The sequence below is a fragment of the Mesorhizobium sp. IMUNJ 23033 genome (assembly GCF_044778005.1).
Taxonomy (GTDB): Bacteria; Pseudomonadota; Alphaproteobacteria; order Rhizobiales; family Rhizobiaceae; genus Mesorhizobium; species Mesorhizobium amorphae_A.
Window position 1 is genome coordinate 65,519 of sequence record NZ_JBJACT010000030.1, and the last position, 20,407, is coordinate 85,925.

General features: G+C 64.5%; 21 protein-coding genes and 1 pseudogene. 9 read left to right on the forward strand and 13 right to left on the reverse strand.

The window, feature by feature from the left end; all coding sequences use genetic code 11:
• Positions 1-126: 126 nt before the first annotated feature.
• Positions 127-1,929 carry an ABC transporter transmembrane domain-containing protein gene (locus ACFX5Q_RS27140; protein ID WP_404282942.1) on the forward strand — a complete coding sequence of 601 codons (1,803 nt, stop codon included), beginning with the start codon at positions 127-129 and terminating at the stop codon, positions 1,927-1,929.
• Positions 1,930-1,955: 26 nt separating this feature from the next.
• On the opposite strand, the gene ACFX5Q_RS27145 is transcribed toward ACFX5Q_RS27140, so the two are convergent.
• On the reverse strand, positions 1,956-3,443 hold the full coding sequence (locus tag ACFX5Q_RS27145) for a carboxypeptidase M32 (protein ID WP_404282944.1): 1,488 nt from the start codon (positions 3,441-3,443) through the stop codon (positions 1,956-1,958).
• A gap of 162 nt (positions 3,444-3,605) precedes the next feature.
• Between ACFX5Q_RS27145 and ACFX5Q_RS27150 the strand changes: the two genes are divergently transcribed.
• Entirely contained in the window at positions 3,606-3,959 is a 354-nt protein-coding gene (locus ACFX5Q_RS27150; RefSeq protein ID WP_404282946.1) for a DUF1304 domain-containing protein, read from the forward strand.
• A gap of 63 nt (positions 3,960-4,022) precedes the next feature.
• Here the strand turns inward: ACFX5Q_RS27150 and ACFX5Q_RS27155 are convergent.
• From ACFX5Q_RS27155 to ACFX5Q_RS27195, 9 genes and pseudogenes are all read right to left on the reverse strand, one after another.
• Positions 4,023-4,447 (reverse strand): annotated as a pseudogene (locus ACFX5Q_RS27155) (hypothetical protein).
• Positions 4,448-4,689: 242 nt separating this feature from the next.
• Positions 4,690-5,721: a peptidoglycan -binding protein gene (locus ACFX5Q_RS27160; protein ID WP_404282948.1), complete on the reverse strand. Its 1,032-nt coding sequence runs from the start codon at positions 5,719-5,721 to the stop codon at positions 4,690-4,692.
• A gap of 1 nt (position 5,722) precedes the next feature.
• Positions 5,723-6,748, reverse strand: a complete 1,026-nt coding sequence (locus ACFX5Q_RS27165) for a MotA/TolQ/ExbB proton channel family protein (protein WP_404282950.1) — start codon at positions 6,746-6,748, stop codon at positions 5,723-5,725.
• 104 nt (positions 6,749-6,852) lie between these two features.
• Positions 6,853-7,545 carry a hemolysin III family protein gene (locus ACFX5Q_RS27170; RefSeq protein ID WP_404282952.1) on the reverse strand — a complete coding sequence of 231 codons (693 nt, stop codon included), beginning with the start codon at positions 7,543-7,545 and terminating at the stop codon, positions 6,853-6,855.
• 199 nt (positions 7,546-7,744) lie between these two features.
• Positions 7,745-8,545 (reverse strand): inositol monophosphatase family protein, encoded by an 801-nt coding sequence (locus ACFX5Q_RS27175; protein ID WP_404282954.1) that lies wholly within the window; start codon positions 8,543-8,545, stop codon positions 7,745-7,747.
• 26 nt (positions 8,546-8,571) lie between these two features.
• Complete coding sequence (gene efp, locus ACFX5Q_RS27180; protein WP_192182049.1) at positions 8,572-9,138, reverse strand: elongation factor P; 567 nt, start codon at positions 9,136-9,138, stop codon at positions 8,572-8,574.
• Positions 9,139-9,278: 140 nt separating this feature from the next.
• Positions 9,279-10,277: a tetratricopeptide repeat protein gene (locus ACFX5Q_RS27185; protein WP_404282955.1), complete on the reverse strand. Its 999-nt coding sequence runs from the start codon at positions 10,275-10,277 to the stop codon at positions 9,279-9,281.
• A 37-nt stretch (positions 10,278-10,314) separates the two neighbouring features.
• Positions 10,315-10,962: a thiamine phosphate synthase gene (locus ACFX5Q_RS27190; protein WP_404282957.1), complete on the reverse strand. Its 648-nt coding sequence runs from the start codon at positions 10,960-10,962 to the stop codon at positions 10,315-10,317.
• 143 nt (positions 10,963-11,105) lie between these two features.
• A complete protein-coding gene (locus tag ACFX5Q_RS27195) occupies positions 11,106-12,011 on the reverse strand; it encodes a DMT family transporter (RefSeq protein WP_404282958.1) in 906 nt (301 codons plus the stop codon).
• Between the two features lie 132 nt (positions 12,012-12,143).
• On the opposite strand from ACFX5Q_RS27195, the gene ACFX5Q_RS27200 reads away from it, so the two are divergent.
• Positions 12,144-12,596: an Lrp/AsnC family transcriptional regulator gene (locus ACFX5Q_RS27200; protein ID WP_192182053.1), complete on the forward strand. Its 453-nt coding sequence runs from the start codon at positions 12,144-12,146 to the stop codon at positions 12,594-12,596.
• Between the two features lies 1 nt (position 12,597).
• Here the strand turns inward: ACFX5Q_RS27200 and ACFX5Q_RS27205 are convergent, their stop codons facing one another.
• Complete coding sequence (locus ACFX5Q_RS27205; protein WP_404282990.1) at positions 12,598-12,999, reverse strand: GNAT family N-acetyltransferase; 402 nt, start codon at positions 12,997-12,999, stop codon at positions 12,598-12,600.
• Between the two features lie 256 nt (positions 13,000-13,255).
• Between ACFX5Q_RS27205 and ACFX5Q_RS27210 the strand changes: the two genes are divergently transcribed.
• Positions 13,256-14,026 carry a sulfite exporter TauE/SafE family protein gene (locus ACFX5Q_RS27210; RefSeq protein ID WP_404282991.1) on the forward strand — a complete coding sequence of 257 codons (771 nt, stop codon included), beginning with the start codon at positions 13,256-13,258 and terminating at the stop codon, positions 14,024-14,026.
• 38 nt (positions 14,027-14,064) lie between these two features.
• On the opposite strand, the gene ACFX5Q_RS27215 is transcribed toward ACFX5Q_RS27210, so the two are convergent.
• Positions 14,065-14,616 carry a DUF2269 family protein gene (locus ACFX5Q_RS27215; protein ID WP_404282960.1) on the reverse strand — a complete coding sequence of 184 codons (552 nt, stop codon included), beginning with the start codon at positions 14,614-14,616 and terminating at the stop codon, positions 14,065-14,067.
• 533 nt (positions 14,617-15,149) lie between these two features.
• Here ACFX5Q_RS27215 and ACFX5Q_RS27220 point away from each other — a divergent pair.
• From ACFX5Q_RS27220 to ACFX5Q_RS27240, 5 genes are all read left to right on the forward strand, one after another.
• Positions 15,150-15,680 (forward strand): DUF1465 family protein, encoded by a 531-nt coding sequence (locus ACFX5Q_RS27220; RefSeq protein ID WP_040582001.1) that lies wholly within the window; start codon positions 15,150-15,152, stop codon positions 15,678-15,680.
• Between the two features lie 123 nt (positions 15,681-15,803).
• Positions 15,804-16,313: a crossover junction endodeoxyribonuclease RuvC gene (gene ruvC, locus ACFX5Q_RS27225; RefSeq protein ID WP_404282962.1), complete on the forward strand. Its 510-nt coding sequence runs from the start codon at positions 15,804-15,806 to the stop codon at positions 16,311-16,313.
• A 27-nt stretch (positions 16,314-16,340) separates the two neighbouring features.
• Entirely contained in the window at positions 16,341-16,961 is a 621-nt protein-coding gene (gene ruvA / locus ACFX5Q_RS27230; RefSeq protein WP_404282964.1) for a Holliday junction branch migration protein RuvA, read from the forward strand.
• 43 nt (positions 16,962-17,004) lie between these two features.
• The gene (ruvB, locus tag ACFX5Q_RS27235; RefSeq protein ID WP_006200120.1) at positions 17,005-18,042 is read left to right on the forward strand and encodes a Holliday junction branch migration DNA helicase RuvB; all 1,038 of its coding nucleotides are present in this window, start codon (positions 17,005-17,007) and stop codon (positions 18,040-18,042) included.
• A 143-nt stretch (positions 18,043-18,185) separates the two neighbouring features.
• The gene (locus ACFX5Q_RS27240) at positions 18,186-19,088 is read left to right on the forward strand and encodes a metallophosphoesterase (RefSeq protein WP_404282965.1); all 903 of its coding nucleotides are present in this window, start codon (positions 18,186-18,188) and stop codon (positions 19,086-19,088) included.
• A gap of 22 nt (positions 19,089-19,110) precedes the next feature.
• Here ACFX5Q_RS27240 and ACFX5Q_RS27245 read toward each other — a convergent pair whose 3' ends face one another.
• The gene (locus tag ACFX5Q_RS27245; protein WP_404282966.1) at positions 19,111-20,361 is read right to left on the reverse strand and encodes a glycoside hydrolase family 5 protein; all 1,251 of its coding nucleotides are present in this window, start codon (positions 20,359-20,361) and stop codon (positions 19,111-19,113) included.
• Positions 20,362-20,407 lie beyond the last annotated feature (46 nt).

A 20,407-nucleotide genomic window follows, 5' to 3' on the forward strand; every position in this document is an offset into this window, starting at 1 on the left:
CAGCTATTGAGGAGCCACGGCTTCTAAAACGGTCGGCGAGCCTATACATCAGCCGGAATTGAATCACAAGGCCGCGGCAGGCGCATATTGAAGACGCCCACCTGGAAGCGGCCAGAGGAAACGGTCATGGCGGATATCAGCGGCGAGGAAGACGGGCGCCGGCGCTCGCTCGGGCCGCTGGGGCGCCTTTTTCCCTACATCACCCGCTACCGCAAGCTGGTCATCGGTGCGATCATCTCGCTGATCGTCGCCGCTGCGACGACGCTTGCCTTGCCGCTCGCCGTGCGGCGCATGATCGACCACGGCTTTTCCGCGTCCGATTCCAGCTTCATCGCCGAATATTTCGCCATGCTGGTGGTGATGGCCGCATTGCTGGCGGCGGCCTCGGCCAGCCGCTACTATTTCGTCATCACGCTCGGCGAGCGCGTTGTCGCCGACATCCGCAGCGATGTGTTTGCCCATGTCACGACGCTGTCGCCGGCCTTCTTCGACACCGCACAGTCGGGCGAGATCGTGTCGCGGCTCGCCGCCGACACCACGCAGGTGAAATCAGCGGTCGGCGCCACCGCCTCGGTGGCGCTGCGCAACGTCATCCTCGGCCTTGGCGCGGTGGCGATGATGGTCGTCACCAGCCCGAAACTGTCAGGCCTGGTGATTGCCGCGATTCCTGTGATCGTGCTGCCGCTGGTCGCCTTCGGGCGCTCGGTGCGGCGGAAATCGCGTCAGGCGCAGGACACGCTGGCCGACGCCACCGCCTATGCCAGCGAGCAGATCGGTGCGGTGCGCACGCTGCAGGCCTTCACCAACGAAAAACTGGTCACCGGGCGGTTCTCGGCCGCCGTGGAAGCCGCCTTCGAGGCGGCGCGGGCCTCGATCTTTGCCCGCTCCTTCCTCACCTTCTTCGCCATCTTCATGATCTTTTCCTCGGTCGTGGCGGTGCTCTGGTTCGGCTCGCGCGACGTGCTTGCAGGCACGCTGTCGCCGGGCACGCTCGGCCAGTTCCTGCTTTATTCGGTGTTTGCCGCCGGCGCGCTCGGCGCGCTGTCGGAGGTCTGGGGCGAGCTTTCCCAGGCGGCGGGCGCGGCGGAGCGGTTGACCGAGATCCTGGCCGAGAAACCTGCCATCCAGTCGCCGGCCAATCCGGCGCCGCTGCCGGCGAAGGCGAGAGGCGCGATCAGCTTCGACGACGTGTCCTTCTCCTATCCGGCAAGGCCCGACCGCGCCGCCGTCCACGGCCTGAGTTTTCAGATCAAGCCCGGCGAGACGGTGGCGATCGTTGGTCCCTCGGGCGCCGGCAAGAGCACGGTGTTTTCGCTGATCCTGCGCTTCTACGATCCCGAGACCGGCCGTATCGTCATCGACGGGGTCGACTTGCGCGAGGCCGATCCCGCTGATGTCAGGGAGCGCATTGCGATCGTGCCGCAGGACGTCACCATCTTCGCGGCCAGCGCGCGCGACAATATCGGCTTTGGCCGGCCCGGCGCCAGCACCGCAGAGATCGAGGCGGCGGCCAAGGCGGCCCTCGCCGACGAGTTCATCTTGAAGCTCGATAAAGGCTATGACAGCCAGGTCGGCGAACGCGGCGTGACGCTTTCCGGCGGCCAGCGCCAGCGCGTGGCGATTGCCCGCGCCATCCTGCGCGACGCGCCGATCCTGCTGCTCGACGAGGCCACGTCGGCGCTCGACGCCGAAAGCGAGACGCTGGTGCAGACGGCGCTGGAGCGGCTGATGCAGGACCGCACCACTTTGGTCATCGCCCACCGGCTGGCGACGGTGCTGAAGGCCGACCGCATCCTGGTCATGGAGGCCGGCCGCATCGTCGAGGAAGGCACCCACCAGAGCCTCGTCGCCAAGGGCGGCATCTATGCGCGGCTGGCCAAACTGCAATTCGAGACCGGCGCCAGCGCCTTCAAGGGCGCGGCCGAGTAGCCGGCGCACCCGGCACGGCCCTGCTGTCAGGCGGTGCCGTAGCGCTTCTTCAGATGCTCGGTGAAATGCGTTGCGTTGAGTTCTTCGCCGGTGGCGCGTTCGAGCAGATCCGGCGTCGACCAGCGCGACCCTTGCGACCATATTTTTTCACGGCGCCAATCGTTGATGGCGCTGAAGTCGCCCTTGGCGAGGTCACTGTCGGTTAGAGGATGGTCACGCGTCAGCGCCGCCCATTGCTGCGCCGCCATCATGGCGCCCAGCGTGTAGGACGGGAAATAGCCGAACGCCGCACCTGGCCAATGCACGTCCTGCATCGGGCCGTCGGCGGGGTTGTCGATGGTCGACAGGCTGAGATAGTCGCGCATCTTGGCGTCCCAGGCCTCCGGCAGGTCGGCCAGGTCCAGCCGGCCCGAAACCAGTTCCTGCTCCAGTTCATAGCGCAGGATGACGTGCAGCGGGTAGGTGACCTCGTCGGCATCGACGCGGATCAGGCCGCGCTCGACCCGGTGTACATGCGGCAGGATGTCGTCGAGCGGCCAGGCCTCGCCGAGATGCTTTTCGACCACCGGCAGCGCCCAGCGCCAGAAGGCCGGATTGCGTCCGATCTGCTTTTCGACGAACAGGCTCTGGCTTTCATGCACCGCCATGCCGCGCGCCTTGCCGAGCGGCCAATGCGACCAGGCCGTGGGCAGGTTCTGCTCATAGAGCGCGTGGCCGGTCTCGTGCAGCACACCCATCAGCGCCGACAGGAAATCGGTCGTCTTGTAGCGGGTGGTGATGCGCACGTCGCTCGGCACACCGCCGCAGAAAGGGTGATGCGACACCGACAGCGAGCCGTGCGTCAGGTCGAAACCGACGGCCGCCATCATGGCGAGGCCAAGCTCGCGCTGCCTGTCGATCGCATAGCTGCCGGAGAGCGGCTTCAGCGGGCGCTCGGCCAGCCGCGCCTCTTGCACGGCCAGCGCTTCCGGCACGAAACCCTTGAGAAAGGTCTTCAGTTCGGCGAACACGGGTGTGATGTCGGCGGCGCGGTTGCCGGGATCGTACTGTTCCATCAATGCGTCGTAAGGGTCGAGGCCAAGCACGTCGGCGCGCAATGCCGCTTCCTCTCGTACCAGGGCGACTACGCCTTCCAGCGACGGCAGGAAGCCTGCCCAGTCGTTCTTGGCGCGCAGATCACGCCAGAGCTGTTCGGAGCGCATGCGCGCCGTCGTCTGGCGCTCGACGAACTCGACCGGCAGGCAGGTCAGGTTGGTGTATTGCCGGCGCAACTCCCCGACCGCCGCCTGCTGTTCCTCGTTCAGCACCTCTTGTTCCGCAGCGGCGATCCAGTCTGATATTTCGGGCGCGGTCGCCCGGGCGTGAAGCATGCCGGCAAGCGCCGACATTGCCTCGGCGCGCTTCTCGCCGCCGCCGACCGCCATATGCGTCGCCTCGTCGGCGCCGAGGATGGCAAGCGCATGCTCCAGCGCTTCGAGCTTGTGGCCGAGGTCGTCAAGTTTCTGAAAGGACATTGTGGATTCCGTCAGCTTCGATTGGCTGGCGGGAAAAGATACCAACATGCCGGGGTTGGCAACCCTGAGCCTAGCGAGAGCCGCGCTCGAGGCACCTTGCGCAGCGACGCCCGTGCGTGATCAATGCTGGCTGGCCGAAAAGACGGCAAACGGAAGGGCAAAATGATCGGCAACATTCTGGTCGGGCTGGTGGCGCTGATCCACTGCTACATCGTCTATCTGGAGATGGTGCTGTGGGATACGCCGCGCGGCCACAAGGCGTTCGGCCTGACACCTGACTTTGCCAAGGCGTCCAAGGTGCTCGCAGCCAACCAGGGGCTCTACAACGGCTTTCTCGCCGCCGGCCTGATCTGGGGCCTTACGCTCGGGGCGGCTGGCTTCCAGATCAAGGTGTTCTTCCTGCTTTGCGTCGCCATAGCAGGCCTCTATGGCGCGGCGACCGCCAGCAGGAAGATCCTGTTCATCCAGACCGTGCCGTCCGTGCTTGCCCTGATCGTGCTCTGGCTTGGCTGGTAAAAAGGCGCCCTTGGGGATGAGTTCCCTTGGGCGCCAGGTCGTCCCTTCCTCTTGTTCCGATGATCAGCCGTTCGGATAGTGGCCGCCGTCGGCGCCGTCGCCCATCAGGAAGACGGCGCCGGTGTCGATCCGGAGGGCCTGGTCGACATTGTCGAGCCGGCGCAGCAAATCATGATACTGCGCAGCCGGTATCCGGCGGCGGCGGCCGTTCTTGCTGCCGCCTGGCTGATATGAGCGGCGCGCATGTGCAGTTGCTGCGCCTCGGCCGGCGTAATCGTGTTCGCCTGCCTTGCGTCGGCGATGCCTTCGTCGACGCCCTTCACCTGATCGATCAGGCCGGTCACGCGCGGGCCGACCATGTCCGTCGGGTCCGTTGCGTCGAGAGCACCCTTGTGATGTCCGGCGGCATAGGCGCCGGCCAAAGGAACCGCCACGAGAAAGGCGGCGATCGTTGCAGTCCTGATTGTCTTGGGAGCAAAAGAGCGCATGGCTGCGTCCTCCTCTTTACTGTGGAAGGGGCGATTGCTGCGCCCACTTCCGGTCACAGGCCGTCCGGTTCCGTCGCGTCGCGATGATGGGAGTCATCGCCGGCGGTTCTCGGCCTCCGCAGCGAAAACTAGAAGCGACCGGCGGCGAAGTGTAATTAAAAAAAGATAATCTTTTCAGGCCTTGCCGGCCTGATATCTGCGCCCTAGCGTTGAACCGGCGAACAAATTCGCGTGATGCGCGATCACCGTTCGGTGAGCTTCAGTTCAATGCGGCGGTTCTTATTGCGGGCCTCGTCGGTGTCGGCGGGGTCGAGCGGCTGGAACTCGCCGAAGCCGGCGGCGACCAGCCGGTTGGCCGGCACGCCGTTCTCAATCAGGAACTTCACCACCGAGGTCGAGCGCGCCGTCGAAAGCTCCCAATTGTCGCGGTAGCGGCCGGTGCCGGACAGCGGCTTGTTGTCGGTGTGGCCGTCGACGCGCAGCACCCAGTTGATCTCCGGCGGGATCTCCTTCTGCAGTTCGATGATGGCATCGGCGAGCTTCTTCATCTCGACCTTGCCGGCATCGTTGATCACCTCGGAGCCGGTGGGAAACAGCACTTCCGACTGGAAGACGAAACGGTCGCCGACGATGCGGATGTTCTCGCGGTCGGCGAGGATTTCACGCAAGCGGCCGAAGAAGTCGGAGCGGTAGCGGTTCAGCTCCTGGACGCGCTGCGCAAGTGCCACGTTGAGGCGGCGGCCGAGATCGGCGATCTTGGTGTTGGAGTCGCGGTCGCGCGTCTCGGACACGTTGAGCGCGTCTTCGAGCGCGCCGATCTGCTTGCGAAGTGCTGCGATCTGCTGATTGAGGATCTCGACCTGGCTCAGCGCCTGCTGGCTGATCTGGCGCTGGCTGTCGAGTTCGCCGGAAAGGGCCGTGGCACGCTGGTTGGCCGCATCGCCGGCGCCGGCGCCTTGCGCGAGCAATTGCTGGAGCCGGCTCTTTTCCGCCTCCGACGCCGACAGCGAGGCCTGCAGATTGGCGAGCGAATCCTCCTTGTCCTGCGTCGACGAGCGCTCCAGCGCCAGGAGCTGGGTCAATTCGTTGATCTGCGAGTTGAGGCGGCTGAGCACAGTGTCCTTGCCGGAGATTTCGCGGCCGAGCAGGAACTGCGCCAGCACGAAGACGGTGAGCAGGAACATGATCGCCAGGAGCAGCGTCGACAGCGCATCGACGAAGCCCGGCCAGTAGTCGATGCGGCGATCGGCGCGCCGTGCCCTGGCGAGAGCCATGCTAGTGGACTCCCTGCTTCTTCAGGGCGTCGGCGATCTTTTCCAGCGTGTTGCGCATCGCCTTCTGCTCGTCTGACTGCGCCTCGACCCAGTCGCGCATGATCTGCTGTTCGGAGCGCATGTTCTTGACCAGACCGGAGATGCCGTCGGCGAGATTGGCCATGGCGGTGGCGACGCGCGGATTGGAGCCGCCGCCATTCTCCTGCAGGCTGCGCAGCCTTTCCGACAACAGGCGGATCTCGTCGGAAGGTTCGCTCCTGACCGGATCGGCAACGACGATGTCGGAGGAGAGATCGGTGACCGAGGACAGCCAGTTTTCCAGCTCGGTGTAGAAGCGGGTCTGGGCGCGGCCTGCCTGCAGGTCGAGGAAGCCGAGCACCAGCGAGCCGGAGAGACCGAACAGCGAGGACGAGAAGGCGGTGCCCATGCCGGCCAGCGGCGCCGACAGGCCTTGCTTGAGCGACTCCAGCACAGCGGCGGCATCACCGGTGCCGGGATCGAGAGATTCGATGGTTTCGCGGATCGAGCCGATGGTGTTGAGCAGGCCCCAGAAGGTGCCGAGCAGGCCGAGGAACACCAGGAGGCCGACGAGATAGCGCGAGGTGTCACGGCTTTCGTCGAGGCGGGTGGCGATCGAATCGAGCATGGTGCGCATCGAGGAGGTCGAGAAGGCCACCGTCGACGAACGGCCGATCATCGCCTTCATCGGCGCCAGCAGCACCGGTTCGGTGGTTTCCGAGCCGGCGCGGAAGGAGTTGACCCAGCGCACCTCGCGAAACAGGCGCCCGACCTGGGCGAAGGCCAGCAGGATGCCGACCACCAGCACGCCGATGATCAGCCCGTTGAGGCCCGGATTGGTGACGAATGCGCTCGAGACCTGGCGGGTCAGGATGGCGGCGATGAAGGCCACGATGACCAGGAAGATCAGCATGGTCAGCAGAAAAACCTGCGGGCTGGACAGTTTATGGGGGTCGTAGATCAGAACGTCGGAGCGCCTGCCGATGCCGAAGGATCTGAGAAAAGCCATTCGTGCCCCGTTTCCGATGCCGCTGCCGCCGATCAACTTGTTCGCGACTCTAAACGGAATTGTGACCAAATTGAATGGCGCTTGGCAATATTGCCGGCCAAAGCTCAGAAGCGGTTTATCACCAGGCAGTCGACCATGGCGGCCAGATGCAAGCCGGCGCCGGTCACGACAAAGCCGTGCCAGACCGCGTTGTGGAAGCGCAGGCCCTTCCAGGCGAAGAAGATGACGCCCAAGGAGTAAACAACGCCGCCGGCGACGATCAGCGCGATCGATATCGTCGGCAAGGTCTGCACCAGCGGGCCGACCAGGACGATGCCGCTCCAGCCGATGGCGAGATAGAAGACGACCGCCAGCCGGTCGAAGCGGCCGGGAAGAAACACTTTTATGGCGATGCCGATCGCCGCCGAGACCCAGACCAGGACGATCATCGAGACAGCCAACGGCGAGCCATCGAGTTGGGCGAGGAAGGGCGTATAGGTCGCGGCGATCAGGAGATAGATCGCGGCATGGTCGAAGCGACGCAGGATCCACTTCGCCGGCGACGACACCGGCCAGAGATTATAGGCCAGCGACACCGACAAGACGGTAAGCAGCGAGACGACGTAGAAGGCGGCGGCGATATACTCGCCGGGACCGGCATGGAAGGCCGCCAGCGCCAGGAATGCCGAGCCGGCCGAGATCGCCAGCACGATGCCCACCGCGTGGACGATGCCGTCGGCGATCATTTCGGCGCGCGAATAGTGCCAGCGGCCCATGAACGGGATGTCGAGCTGGGATTGTGGTCCGGTATCGCTCATGAATGGCCCTGCATCGCCCGTATCTGGGCGGTTGCCGGACAGTATTTCAAGCTTTGGTTGCGATTTTGCGACTGCGGCGCTTCAGCGCGGCAACCTTCATCAGAGCGGTTCAGTTTGGGTAGAATCGTTGAGCCGCCCTGAGTATTTGTCCTACGCAATTCCGGACGGAAAACCGCTACACACTTTTCCTGGAATTGCTCTAACGCGGCGTAACCGGCTTCTTGACCGTCTTCAACAGCGCGCGCTGGATGATCTCGTTGCCGGCGACGACCGAGCCGTTGTCCAGCATGTCCTGGCCGCCGTCGAAGTCGGAGACGAAGCCGCCTGCTTCGCGGATCAAGAGCAGGGCGGCGGCGATGTCCCAGGCCGACAGGCCGACTTCCCAGAACCCGTCCATGCGGCCGGCGGCGACATAGGCGAGATCGAGCGAGGCGGAGCCGAGGCGGCGCACGCCTGAAACCTCGGCCATCACATTGCGCAGTTCGACAAGGAAATTGCCGTGCTGGCCGCGGCCGAGATGCGGCATGCCGCAGCCGATCACCGCGTCGACCAGCTTGGTGCGGCCGGCGACGCGCAGCCGGCGGTCGTTCATGAAGGCGCCGCCGCCGCGCTCGGCGGTGTAGAGCTCGTCCATCGCCGGATTGTAGATGACGCCGGCGACGATCTGGCCCTGGCGCTCGAGCGCGATCGAGATGGCAAATAGCGGAATGCCGTGCAGGAAATTGGTGGTGCCGTCGAGCGGGTCGACGATCCAGCGGTGCTGGCCGTCATCGCCCTCGACGGCGCCGCGCTCCTCCATCAGGAAGGAGTAAGCCGGCCGTGCCTTCGACAGCTCGGTGAACAGGATGTCCTCGGCCTTGCGGTCGGCCTGGCTGACATAGTCGCCCGGCCCCTTCATCGAGACCTGCAGGTTCTGCACTTCGCCGAAGTCGCGCGACAGCGAGCGGCCGGCCTTCATGGCGGCCTGGACCATGACATTGAGGATCGCGGAGCGCGCCATTTTTGTTCTTCCCGCTGCTCGCAGCCCTAATCGGCGCGGCGAATGTAAGTGATTTCGTTGGTGTCGACGAGGATGCGCTCACCGGCGCCGATGAACGGCGGCACGAGAACGCGGATGCCGTTTTCCAGGATCGCCGGCTTATAGGACGAGGCCGCCGTCTGGCCTTTCACCACCGGGTCGGCCTCGGTGATGGTCAGCGTCACCTGGTCGGGCAGCGAAATACCGATCGGCCGCTCTTCATAGAGCTGCACCGTCACCATCATGCCGTCCTGCAGGAAGGCGGCGCGGTCGCCGACGAAATCCTTCTGCAGTTCAAGCTGTTCGTAGCTCTCGGTATCCATGAACACCAGCGCGTCGCCCTGCTCGTAGAGGAAGGAAAAGTCCTTCATCTCCAGCCTGATCTGCTCGACCGTCTCGGCGGAGCGGAAGCGCTCGTTGAGCTTGGTGCCGTTGATGAGGTTCTTCAGCTCGACCTGGTTGTAGGCGCCGCCCTTGCCGGGCTTGACGGTGTTGGTCTTGACCGCCACCCACAGGCCGCCATCGTGCTCGATGACATAGCCCGGACGGATTTCGTTGCCATTGATCTTGGCCATGTTGAGTTGTTCCGGAATGAGATTGTCGCCTGACGGCGATTTGGCGCCTCCAAGACCACAAATCGGCTGGAGAGGCAAGGGAGCGGGGCGACACAGGCCTGATCGGCGGCGACGGCGTTCCTACCTGACCTGCGGTAGCGTCAAGGCAGGCGGTTGGCCTTCTGCAGCGCCTGCCTCGTCTGGTCGTCGGTCAGGCCTTGCAGGAAATCGTCCATCTGCGGATCGATCAGCCCGGCGCGGCGGGCGACGACGTACCAGGCGCCGGCAAGGATCAAATCGGGGTCGGTGCCGATGCCTTCCATATAAAGCTTGGCGAGGCGGTTCTGGGCCGCGACGTTGCCGCCCTCGGCGGCCTGCTTCATCCAGCCGAAGCCGGATTTGAGATCGCGATTGCCGCCGCGCCCTTCGATCATCCAGGTGGCGAGGTCGATCTGCGCCGTGTCGTAATTCTGCCTGGCGGCCTGCGCCAAAAGGGTGCGCGCCTGGGCATCGTCGCGCGGCTTGCCGCCGATGCCATTGGCATAAATCTGCGCCATCGCATATTGCGCGTCTGCGAGCCCGGTGGCTGCGGCGCGTTCGTAGTAGGACGCGGCCTTGGCCATGCCGACATCGCCCGGGTCCTGCTGGACGAGCAATTGCGCGAAATTGAACTGCGCCAGCCGGTTGCCGGCCTCGGCGGCGGCCTGCATCAGCGCATAGGCCCCCTTCTCGTCCTTCTTGACGTAGCGGCCGTCGAGCAGCATCAGCGCGTACTGGAACTGCGATTCCGGCACGCCCTGCTCGGCGGCAAGCGCGTACCATTTCGCGGCTTCCGCCGCGTTCAACGGCACGCCAAGCCCGCGCGACAGGATCTCGGCCACCAGCGTCTCGGCAGCCGGATCGCCGTTCTGCGCGCGCACCAAAGCGAGATTGTAGGCGGTCTTGTAAAGCCCGCGCTGAAAGGCGCCATAGGCCGGATCCGCCGGCTTGGCGCCGAAACGATCGGGATTGATGGTGTCGACCGACGGCAGCGGTGCCGTGGTGGCGGGCTGCGGCAGCGGTGTCTCGATCGGCTTGTCGACATGCGCGCCTGCATCCGGCTTGGGCTGCGGCAGCGGAACGGTCTGCGCGGCAGAGGCGGGCTGGGCAGCAACGGCCACGACAAGAGCCAGGAGAGGAAACCGCAGCCAGCGCACGTCAGTCCTCGAAACGCGGCGCGGTTTCGTCTAGCATCGCATTGGCGGTGGCGACTGCCGCCTTCGGGTCGATGCCGTCGGCAAAGACGGCGCTGGACAGCGCCACGAATTCGGCACCCGTGACGGCCACGGTTTCGACGGAAGCGATCTCGGAGCCGGCCATGACGATGCAGGGAATCTGGATCATATCCGCCCACCATTGCCCGAGCGACAGATTGCGCGGATGCGGCTCCGGCTTGTTGTCGTAGCCGAAGCGGCCGAAGAAGATGTAGTCGGGCCTGGCTTCACCGAGTTCCAGCGCGTCGTCGCGGGTCTTGGCGCCGCCGGCGCCGACCATCATTTTCCCCTGAAAATGTTCGATGGTCTCGGCAAGTTCGCCCTTGGAGACCTCGACATGGATGCCGTCGGCCTGGACACGTCCGGCGATGCGGCTGTCGCCGGCGATGACGACGGCGATGCCGGCAGCCTGTGCGAGCGGCACGATCTGTTCGGCGAAGGCCTGGAAGGAGGCCTCGTCCATGCCGTTTTCAGGCAGGATGAGCGAGGCGACGTCGCCGCCTTCGAAGGCCGCCGCAATGCGCTCGGCCGGCGCGTCTTTCGGCGCGATCAGCACGATGCGGCAGCGGTTGGGCGGTGTGGCGTCGTTCATTGGCTTTCGATCCCGGTTTTCGCCTATGCCGGGCGAAGATGGTTGCATTGCGGCATAGAGCAAAGCGCCCGCCTTGAACAGGCGGGCGGGGATCATTGCGACGCCCTTGGTTTACGATCATCGGCGGGCGGCCGATCTGAGGCTCATTTGACGGCCTGAGCGCTTTCGACCGGCGGCTTCGATCTCCACAGCGACCAGCTGAGATTCATCCCGGCGGCGGCAACCAGGATGGCAGCAGCGCCGATGATCTGGGCGGGATGCAGACGATGGCCGAAGGCCACGACATCGACCAGGATCGCCACGACGGGATAGATGAAGGACAGCGATCCCTGCAGATGCGTCGGCAGCTTCTGGATGGCGCCATACATCAGGATGTACATCAGGCCGGTGTGGACGATGCCGAGCGTCGCCAGCATGGTCCAGCTCCACGCGTCGGCGGGAAGATCGGAAAGATTGGCAAAGGGCGCCAGCATGACGACGCCGACGCAGACCTGGATCAGCGCGATCAGGTGCGGCGGCGTGCCCCTGAGCTTCTTGGTGACGATGGCGGCGACGGCCCAGAAGAAGGCCGCCCCCAGCGCCATCGCGATGCCGGTAAAATAGTCGGTGCCGACATTGCCAGCGTCGGGCGTGGCCTGCACGATCAGCAGCATGCCGGCGAAGGCAATGCCAAGCCAGGTCAGCTTGGTCAGGGTCAGCCGCTCGCCGAAGAACAGCGCGCCGAAGCCGACCAGCATGAAGGGCTGGGTGTTGTAGACAGCGGTTGCGATCGAGATCGAGGCGCGCGAAAAGGCGCTGAACAGCAAGAGCCAGTTGATGACGATGGCCGCGCCGCCGAGGGCGGCGATCGCCACGATGCGAAGCGTCAGCCTGCCGCGCAGCAAGCCAAGTGCTGCGCAGACAACCAACAGCATCACGGCGCCAAAAGCGCAACGCCAGAACACCACGTCCATGATCGGCTGGCCCGACATGACGACGAACCAGCCGATCGTGCCGAGGATCGCCATTGCGGCCGTCATTTCGATCGTGCCGCGCACCGTGTTGTCCATAGCTTGCTCCCGGATCATCGATGCTTGACAATCCCATGTTGTGCCGGCGCGTTCCATGAGATAGGAAGGGGCATGTAGATATGTTGCCTAATTTAATTAGGCGTTGTCGGCTTTTTATCTCAGGAAGTAAAAATGCTGGACGAGCAGGACAAAAAACTTCTCGAGATCCTGGTGAGAGATTCACGAACCTCGCTGAAGGACCTGGCGCAGCAGATCGGGCTGTCGTCGCCGAGCGTCTCGGAGCGGCTGCGGCGGCTCGAGGAGCGCGGCGTCATCCGGGCCTTCACCATCGAGATCGATCCACAGGCGCTGGGCTTTTCGCTGCAGGCGATCGTGCGCATCCGGCCGCTGCCGGGCAAGCTGCATATCGTGCAGAAGCTGATCGAGGAGATTCCAGAGTTCGGCGAATGCGACAAGGTCACCGGCGACGACTGTTTTGTCGCGCGGCTGTTCGTGCGTTCGATCGGCGAACTGGACCACCTGCTCGACCGCATCGCCGACAAGGCGGAGACGAGCACTGCCATCATCAAGGCGCAGCCGATCAGGCGCCGCCCGCCGCCGCTCGATACCCCCGCCCGAAGCTGACCTACAGTTCGAGCTTGTAGCCGATATGGCTGGCCTTGAAGCCAAGCCGATCATAGAAGCGATGCGCGTCCTGGCGGCTCTTGTTGGTTGTCAACTGGACCAGCCTGCAGCCACGCTGGCGGCACTCTTCGACCGCCCACTCCAGCAGGCGTTGCCCCAGCCCCGTCCCGCGCCGGTCGTCGGCGATGCGGACGGCTTCGATCTGACCGCGCAACGCACCCTGTAACGACAGCCCGGCAAGGTAGGTGATCTGCAGCGTACCGATGATGCGGCTGCCCTCGGTCATGACGGCGAGAAACTGGTTGGGGTCCGCATCGACGGCCGCGAAGGCATCCCGATAGGCCTTGGCAAGTGGCTCGCTGGTGTCCTCGCGGCCGCGTCCAAGCGGATCGTCCGCAAGCATGGCGACGATGGCCGGAAGGTCGGCTTCTTCCGCGCGGCGGATATTGATTTCGTTCAATCTCAAAACCCTATGGCCCGGACATAGCGCGCTGGCGGACCATCTTATGCATCGGCCGGCCAGATGCCGCAAATCCGTGAAGCGGGGTTACGGACAGTTGATCGCCAGCAGCCGCTGCCTCCAATATTGGCTGTCGCGGCGCGAAGGTTTCTGGGTTATTGCAGGGGCCACCGTCTTCCCCTCCAGCCTTCCTTCACCGATGTCAGGTCTGCTCGCCGATCCGTGGTTCTATGCCGCCGCCCTTCCGGCGGTCATTCTCGTCGGCCTGTCGAAAGGCGGCTTTGGCGGGGCGGTCGGCTTTGTCGGCGTGCCCTTGATGGCGCTGACGATGCCGCCGGTGCAGGCCGCCGCCATCCTGCTGCCGATCCTGTGCCTGATGGACATCGTTTCGGTCTGGACATGGTGGGGCGTCTACGACCGCAAGATGCTGATCGACATGATGCCGGGAGCGGTGATCGGCATCGGCCTCGGCTGGTTGACGGCTGCTTTGGTCACCGAAGAGATGGTGCGGTTGATCGTCGGCGCGGTCGCGCTGATCTTCGTGCTGCGCTGGCTCTATCTGCAGTTCCGCCACGGCGCCGACCATGCGGCGGCACCCAACCGCGTGGCCGCCGCCTTCTGGGGCACCGTCGCCGGCTTCACCAGCTTCGTCGCGCATGTCGGCGGCCCGCCCTTCCAGGTCTATGCCTTGCCGATTCGACTCGATCCGAAGGTGCTGTCCGGGACGTCGGCGATCTTCTTCGCCGCCACCAATGCGCTGAAGCTGATCCCCTATTTCGCGCTCGGCCAGTTCGACACCGCCAATTTGACCGCATCGGCGGTGCTGATGCCATTGGCGCCGCTCTCGACCATCGCCGGCGCCTGGCTGGTGCGGCGCATGCGGCCGGAGATTTTTTATCCGTTCACCTACGCGACCGTGGCCGTCGTCGCGGTCAAGCTTCTGCGGGACGGGATTGCCGGCCTGTTTTAGATCGCGAGGGGCGGCCACGCGGCTGCCCCATCACCGTTTCAGGCAGCGCTCTCCACGAGCCGGCTGCTGCCGCCAAAGGCGAGCGTGGCGCCTGCCACCACGACCAGCGCCATGCCGGCGAGGACGGCGAGGTCATGCGCGGTCGGCTTGAGAACCATGTCGGCGACGATCACCAGCATCACCGCATAGTCGAAGCGCGCCACGCTCATCATGCGCTGGCCCATGGCAAGGGCGGCCGGCGTCACGCCGTCCTTGGCGATCATGCCGGCCATCCGCTCGGCGGTCGGCTTGAAGATGAACATGCCGATCGAGAAGGTGGTGGCGTAGCCGGCAAGGCCGATCAGGATCCAGAGGTCGGAGAAGCCGATCCAGAAGCCGCACATGATGAGCCCGAAGATGAGCGTCAGCATCGACATCGGCGCGAAAAAGCGTCCGCCCAGCTGGCCGCTGGCGCGCATCGCCTGAAGCTTGTCTTCGATGTTGCCGGCGCGCTCGGCAAGCACGCCAAGCAGGAACAGTACGAAACCGCCGCCGACCCACAGGGTGGCCGAGACGATGTGGAGGAATTTGACGATCGAATACCAGTCCATGGATCTCTCCCTTGGATATCCCAAATGATTGCAGGCGGCGCGGCCGCCCCGGTTCGGAGGAGCGGACGTTTAGCGTGGCGGCTGTTTCGGAACGATGTCGGGAGGGAGACCGGCTTGTATCAACGATGCGCACGCCGCCCGATCGGGCCCGTTTGTCCACGGGCGCGGCGATGCCCGCCCTGTCCCGAAGCGGTACAGATTTGCGGCACGATGAGAATTTTTCCGGCGCCGTTAAGGGTTCATTAAGCTTTACGGGCGTTTACTATGCGCATCCAGTGATCTGGATTCTTACCGAGTGGTTGGAGCCACTTTGTTTGACGCCTCCCTGTTAAACTCCTGAGAGCCGCCTTATCCGCGGCTCTTTTTTTGTCCGCGGCCCGCTTTGGCCAGGCCGGCTCCGCCGTTAACCCTTCGTTAAACATGTGCTTGCCTTCACCGGCGGCGAAGCGCATTTTCAAGCTTCAGTCATTTAGGGTTCAGGGCGTGACGGCATACGATGCCGAATCGGCTTGCGGCAGTGCAGGGGCGTAGCGATGAACGAGCCTTCCATGGGGAGCGCGAAAACCATCAAATTGGCGGAGCGCCGGGTTTTCTCCCAGTCCTTCAAGCCACTCTACCAGGAGGGCATGGGCCTGGTCGAGCAGGCAGCCGAGTATCTCGACGGCAAGGGCCGCGCCGAGGCCAAGAAGCTGTCGAGGACGGCTGCGACCCTCTATGCGGCCGAATCGATGCGGCTGACCACCAGGCTGATGCAGGTCGCTTCCTGGCTGCTTCTGCAGCGGGCGGCCAATTCCGGCGAGATGACCCGCGACCAGGTCGCGTCCGAAAAGTCCAAGGTGCGTCTCGACACCGCTTCCGCGCATGACGAAGCGATCGGCTGGGCCGAATTGCCGGCGGATTTTCTCGACCTCGTCACGCGCTCGCTGCGCCTGCAGGCGCTGGTGCGACGCATGGACGAGGAGATCTACGGCAACGCCTTCACTGATGCGCCGCCGGCGGTCCGCCGCGCCAATCCGGTTTCCGACCAGATCAGCTTGCTGAACACGGCGTTTGCCCGCGGCTGAAAAGCCGCGGCATCTCTCCCAACAGGGCGAACTCTCAAGCAGCCAGTGAGTTGCTGTGCGGCATCGTTTCTGGTTTGTTCACATTTCACTGGCATCGCTTGCCGCCAAGGGTAAAGTTGGCGGATGGGGGAAGCGATTCGCATCATCGGTATCGATCCGGGGCTCAGGCGCACCGGCTGGGGCATCGTCGAGAGCCTCGGCAATTCCCTGCGCTTCGTCGGCTCCGGCACCGTGCGTTCCGACGACAAGGCGGCGCTGGCGGTGCGGCTCTGCCAGCTGCATGACGGACTGGCCGAGGTGCTGCACGCGGCCATGCCGCACGAGGCCGCGGTCGAGCAGACTTTCGTCAACAAGGATGCAACGGCGACGCTGAAGCTTGGCCAGGCGCGCGGCATCGCCATGCTGGTGCCGGCGCGCGCCGGGCTGGTCGTTGCCGAATATGCGCCCAACGCTGTCAAAAAGGCGGTGATCGGTGTCGGCCATGGCGACAAGAAGCAGATCCATATGATGGTCAAGGTGCTGATGCCGAAGGCGACTTTCGACACCGACGACGCGGCCGACGCGCTGGCCATCGCCATCTGCCACGCGCATCACCGGCAGAGCGTCGCCTACCGGATGGCGGCGCTCGTATGAGGGGGCACGTATGATCGGCAAGCTCAAATGATCGGCAAGCTCAAGGGCACGCTGGACGAGATCGAAGAGGATTTCTGCCTCGTCGACGTGCATGGCGTCGGCTACGTCGCCTACTGCTCGGCGCGCACACTTGCCGCGTTGCCGGCGCCCGGCGAGGCTGTGGTGCTGTTCATCGAGACCTATGTACGCGAGGACATGATCCGGCTCTACGGCTTCCAGTCGGTGCTGGAGCGCGAATGGTTTCGGCTCTTGATGAACAATGTGCAGGGCGTCGGCGCCAAGGTGGCACTGGCCATCCTGTCGACGCTGGCGCCGGCCGATCTCGCCAATGCGATCGCGCTGCGCGATATCGCGATGGTCTCCCGCGCGCCGGGCGTCGGCAAGAAGGTGGCTGAGCGCATCGTCACCGAACTGAAGAACAAGGCGCCGGCCTATGCGGGTGCTGCCTCCGGCACCATCGGCCTCAAGCAGGAGCTCGGCGAGGGCGTCGCACCGGCGCCGATCACCGATGCCGTCTCGGCGCTGGTCAATCTCGGTTATTCGCGCGACATCGCTGCCAATGCGGTGTCGGCGGCGTTGAAGACGGCCGGCGAGGGCGCCGATGCCTCGAAGCTCATTCGATTTGGGCTGAAGGAACTGGCGCGGTGAGGCGTCGCTTGTTCCGTTCTCTGCCCTGTGCAAGGAAGGCAGCATGAGCCTTTCGCCCCGCCTGATTGCGCCCGACAAACGCGGCGAGGATGCCGAGCAGACCTTGCGGCCACAGACGCTTGACGACTTCGTCGGCCAGGCGGCGGTACGGGCCAACCTCAAGGTCTTCGTCGACGCCGCCAAGGGGCGCGGCGAGGCGCTCGACCATGTGCTGTTCGTCGGTCCGCCGGGTCTTGGCAAGACGACGCTGGCGCAGATCATGGCGCGCGAACTCGGCGTCAACTTCCGTTCGACCTCCGGCCCGGTCATCGCCAAGGCCGGCGATCTGGCGGCGCTGCTCACCAATCTCGAAGACCGCGACGTGCTGTTCATCGACGAGATCCACCGGCTCAATCCGGCGGTCGAGGAAATCCTCTATCCGGCGATGGAGGATTTCCAGCTCGACCTGATCATCGGCGAAGGGCCGGCGGCGCGTTCGGTCAAGATCGACCTTGCCCGCTTCACGCTTGTCGCCGCCACCACGCGGCTCGGCCTGTTGACCAATCCGCTGCGCGACCGTTTCGGCATTCCGGTCCGGCTCAATTTCTACACGGTCGAGGAACTGGAACAGATCGTGCGGCGCGGCGCCCGGATTCTCTCGATGCCACTGGGCGACGATGGCGCGCTTGAGATAGCGCGGCGCGCGCGCGGCACGCCGCGTATCGCCGGCCGACTGCTGCGCCGGGTGCGCGATTTTGCATCGGTCGCCGGTGACGGCCACGTCGACCGCAGGATCGCCGACGAGGCGCTGACCAGGCTGGAGGTCGATGCGCTCGGCCTCGATGCGCTTGACCGCCGCTATCTGTCGATGATCGCGCGCAATTTCGGCGGTGGGCCGGTCGGCATAGAGACCATCGCCGCGGGACTCTCCGAGCCGCGCGATGCCATCGAGGACATCATCGAGCCTTATCTCATTCAGCAGGGCTTCATCCAGCGCACGCCGCGCGGCCGGGTGCTGACGGCCAATGCCTGGCGCCATCTCGGCCTCGACGCACCGAAGGATCTGGCGCAGCAGCAGATCAGCCTGTTCCAGGAAGAGTAACGGAGATTTGTTCTTCGGTTGCCCGAGGGACGGCTTTTCTGCGCAAAATCTCCTCGCCTCCGCCAGCGCGAAGGCGCAATTGCCCGCTTCATGGCAAGTCTTGCTCAATGGACTTGCCATCCCAAAGAGGCCGGGGCTCATCGATGATCACCAGACGTGGCTTCCTGCGCCTCATCGGCGGCTCGTTCCTGTCGATGGTGTCGCTTGGCGCCTATGCAGTCGGCATCGAGCCGATGCTGCTGACGCATGTGAAGCGCTATTCGCTGACACCGCCGCATTGGCCGGCGGGTCTCAAGCTGCGCGTCGTTGCACTGGCCGACATCCATGCCTGCCGTCCCTGGATGACGCCCGAGCGGATTGCCTCGCTCGCCGCCGAGGCGAACGCCTTGCAGCCGGACCTGATCGTCCTGCTTGGCGACTATATTGCTGGCATGCGCCTGGTGACGGACCAGGTGACTGAACCGGAATGGGCCTCGGCTCTGTCAGGTCTCATGGCACCGCTCGGTGTCTTGTCGATCCTCGGCAATCACGACTGGTGGCACGATCATGCCGCGCAAAAGGCCGGAGCCGGACCGACGGTGGCGCGCAGGGCGCTTGAGGCCGTCGGCATTCCGGTACTGGAGAACGATGTCGTGCGCTTGGAAAAGGACGGACACGGCTTCTGGCTTGCCGGACTTGCCGACCAGCTTGCCTTGCGGCCGGGCGTAGAGTGGGGCCGGATTGGCTTCAAAGGCCTGGACGATCTCGACGGCACGCTGGCCAAGGTAAGCGACAGCGCGCCCGTCATCCTGCTGGCGCATGAGCCGGACATATTTCCGAAGGTGCCGTCGCGGGTTTCGCTGACCCTGTCCGGCCACACCCATGGCGGGCAGGTGCGGCTGTTCGGCTATTCGCCGGTCGTGCCGTCACGGTTCGGCAATCGCTACGCCTATGGCCACGTCGTGGAACATGACAGCAACCTGATCGTATCCGGCGGGCTCGGCTTCAGCATCATGCCGGTGCGTTTTGGAATGCGCCCGGAGATACTGCAGATCGATTTGGGTTAATTCCTCAATCCCGCCCGGCGTCTTAGTGAAGCGACCGGATCGCATCCATCACTTCAGGCTCGGCCTTGTCGCCATCGAAGGCATCGACGATGCCGAAGGCGCCGCCGAAACTCCACACCGACCAGGAAAAGCCGTGCGCTTCGGCGCGCGCGATCATGTCCCTGACATAGGCTGCGCGGTCATCACCAGGCATCACATAGGAATTGCCGTATTCCTGGCGAATCATGCCGAACTCACCCAGCGTGATGTTTTCCGGCTTGATGCCGTTGGCCTTGGCCCAACCTTCCACCGTCTTGAATGGTGCATCCATCAGCCCAAGCAGCTTTTCGTCCGTGTCCATACTGGCGACCTGCTCGTCGAGATAGGCAAGCATGCCGTTCTGTCGCGTCCATGGCGCTTCGGCCCTGATCCGGGCGCGGATCGTATCCAGCGCCACATCGAGCTGAGCGTGCGGCACCGCGGTCAGCGGAAAGGGCAGACCGGTGACATAGCGGATGAAATCGCCGGCCCAGGTCGCGCCCTGATGGGTGAGCAGGAACGGATCATAAGAATGGAAGGTCCAGATGATGTTGTCGTCGGCGATCATCTTCGGATCGATCTTCGCCAGCGAGGCGGCGTTAGAATAGCAGGCCCCGGTCAGGATCAGGGTGAGTTTGGTCGCCGAGGAGCGCGCCGCCGCGAACAGCTTCAGCTGCCGGTCGGGCCACAGGCTGGTGCCGTCGCCGTCACAGTCGACGATCGGCTCGTTCATCGGCTCGAAAGCGACCTGGTGCGGATCCTCGGCGGCAAGCGTGCGCGCCATCTTGCGCACCATCTCGACATAACCTTCGAAGATCTCGGGATTGTCCATCACCTGGCCCATGCCGATCTTGCGGCTGCCGCCGGACGGGATCAGGTGCATGTCGACGATGACCTTCAGCCCGGCACGGTTGATCATGCGCACCGAGTCCAGCACGCTGGCATAGAGGTCGTCGCGCAGCGCCACCGTCTCGGCGGAGAGGAACGGCGAGGGGTCGACCGGCATGCGCAGGAAATCGAAACCGGCATCCTTCAGCGCCTTGAGGTCATCGTCTTTGAGGAATTTGCGCCATTCCGGATAGGGCAGGATGGCTTTCGGGTCGTTCCACTTGTCCTCGCCGACCCAGGTCGTCCATTGGTCGAGGTTGAGGCCGCGCTTCATCGAGAAGGTTGCCGCCTGGCCAGGCAGCACCAGGTTGGTCAGCACAAGCAGCATCGCCAGCAAGGTCTTGATCATCGCGCCCAACAGTGCCATCCGGTTCCCGCGCCGCAACACCTGCCTGCTCATGCCCGAAAAGGAA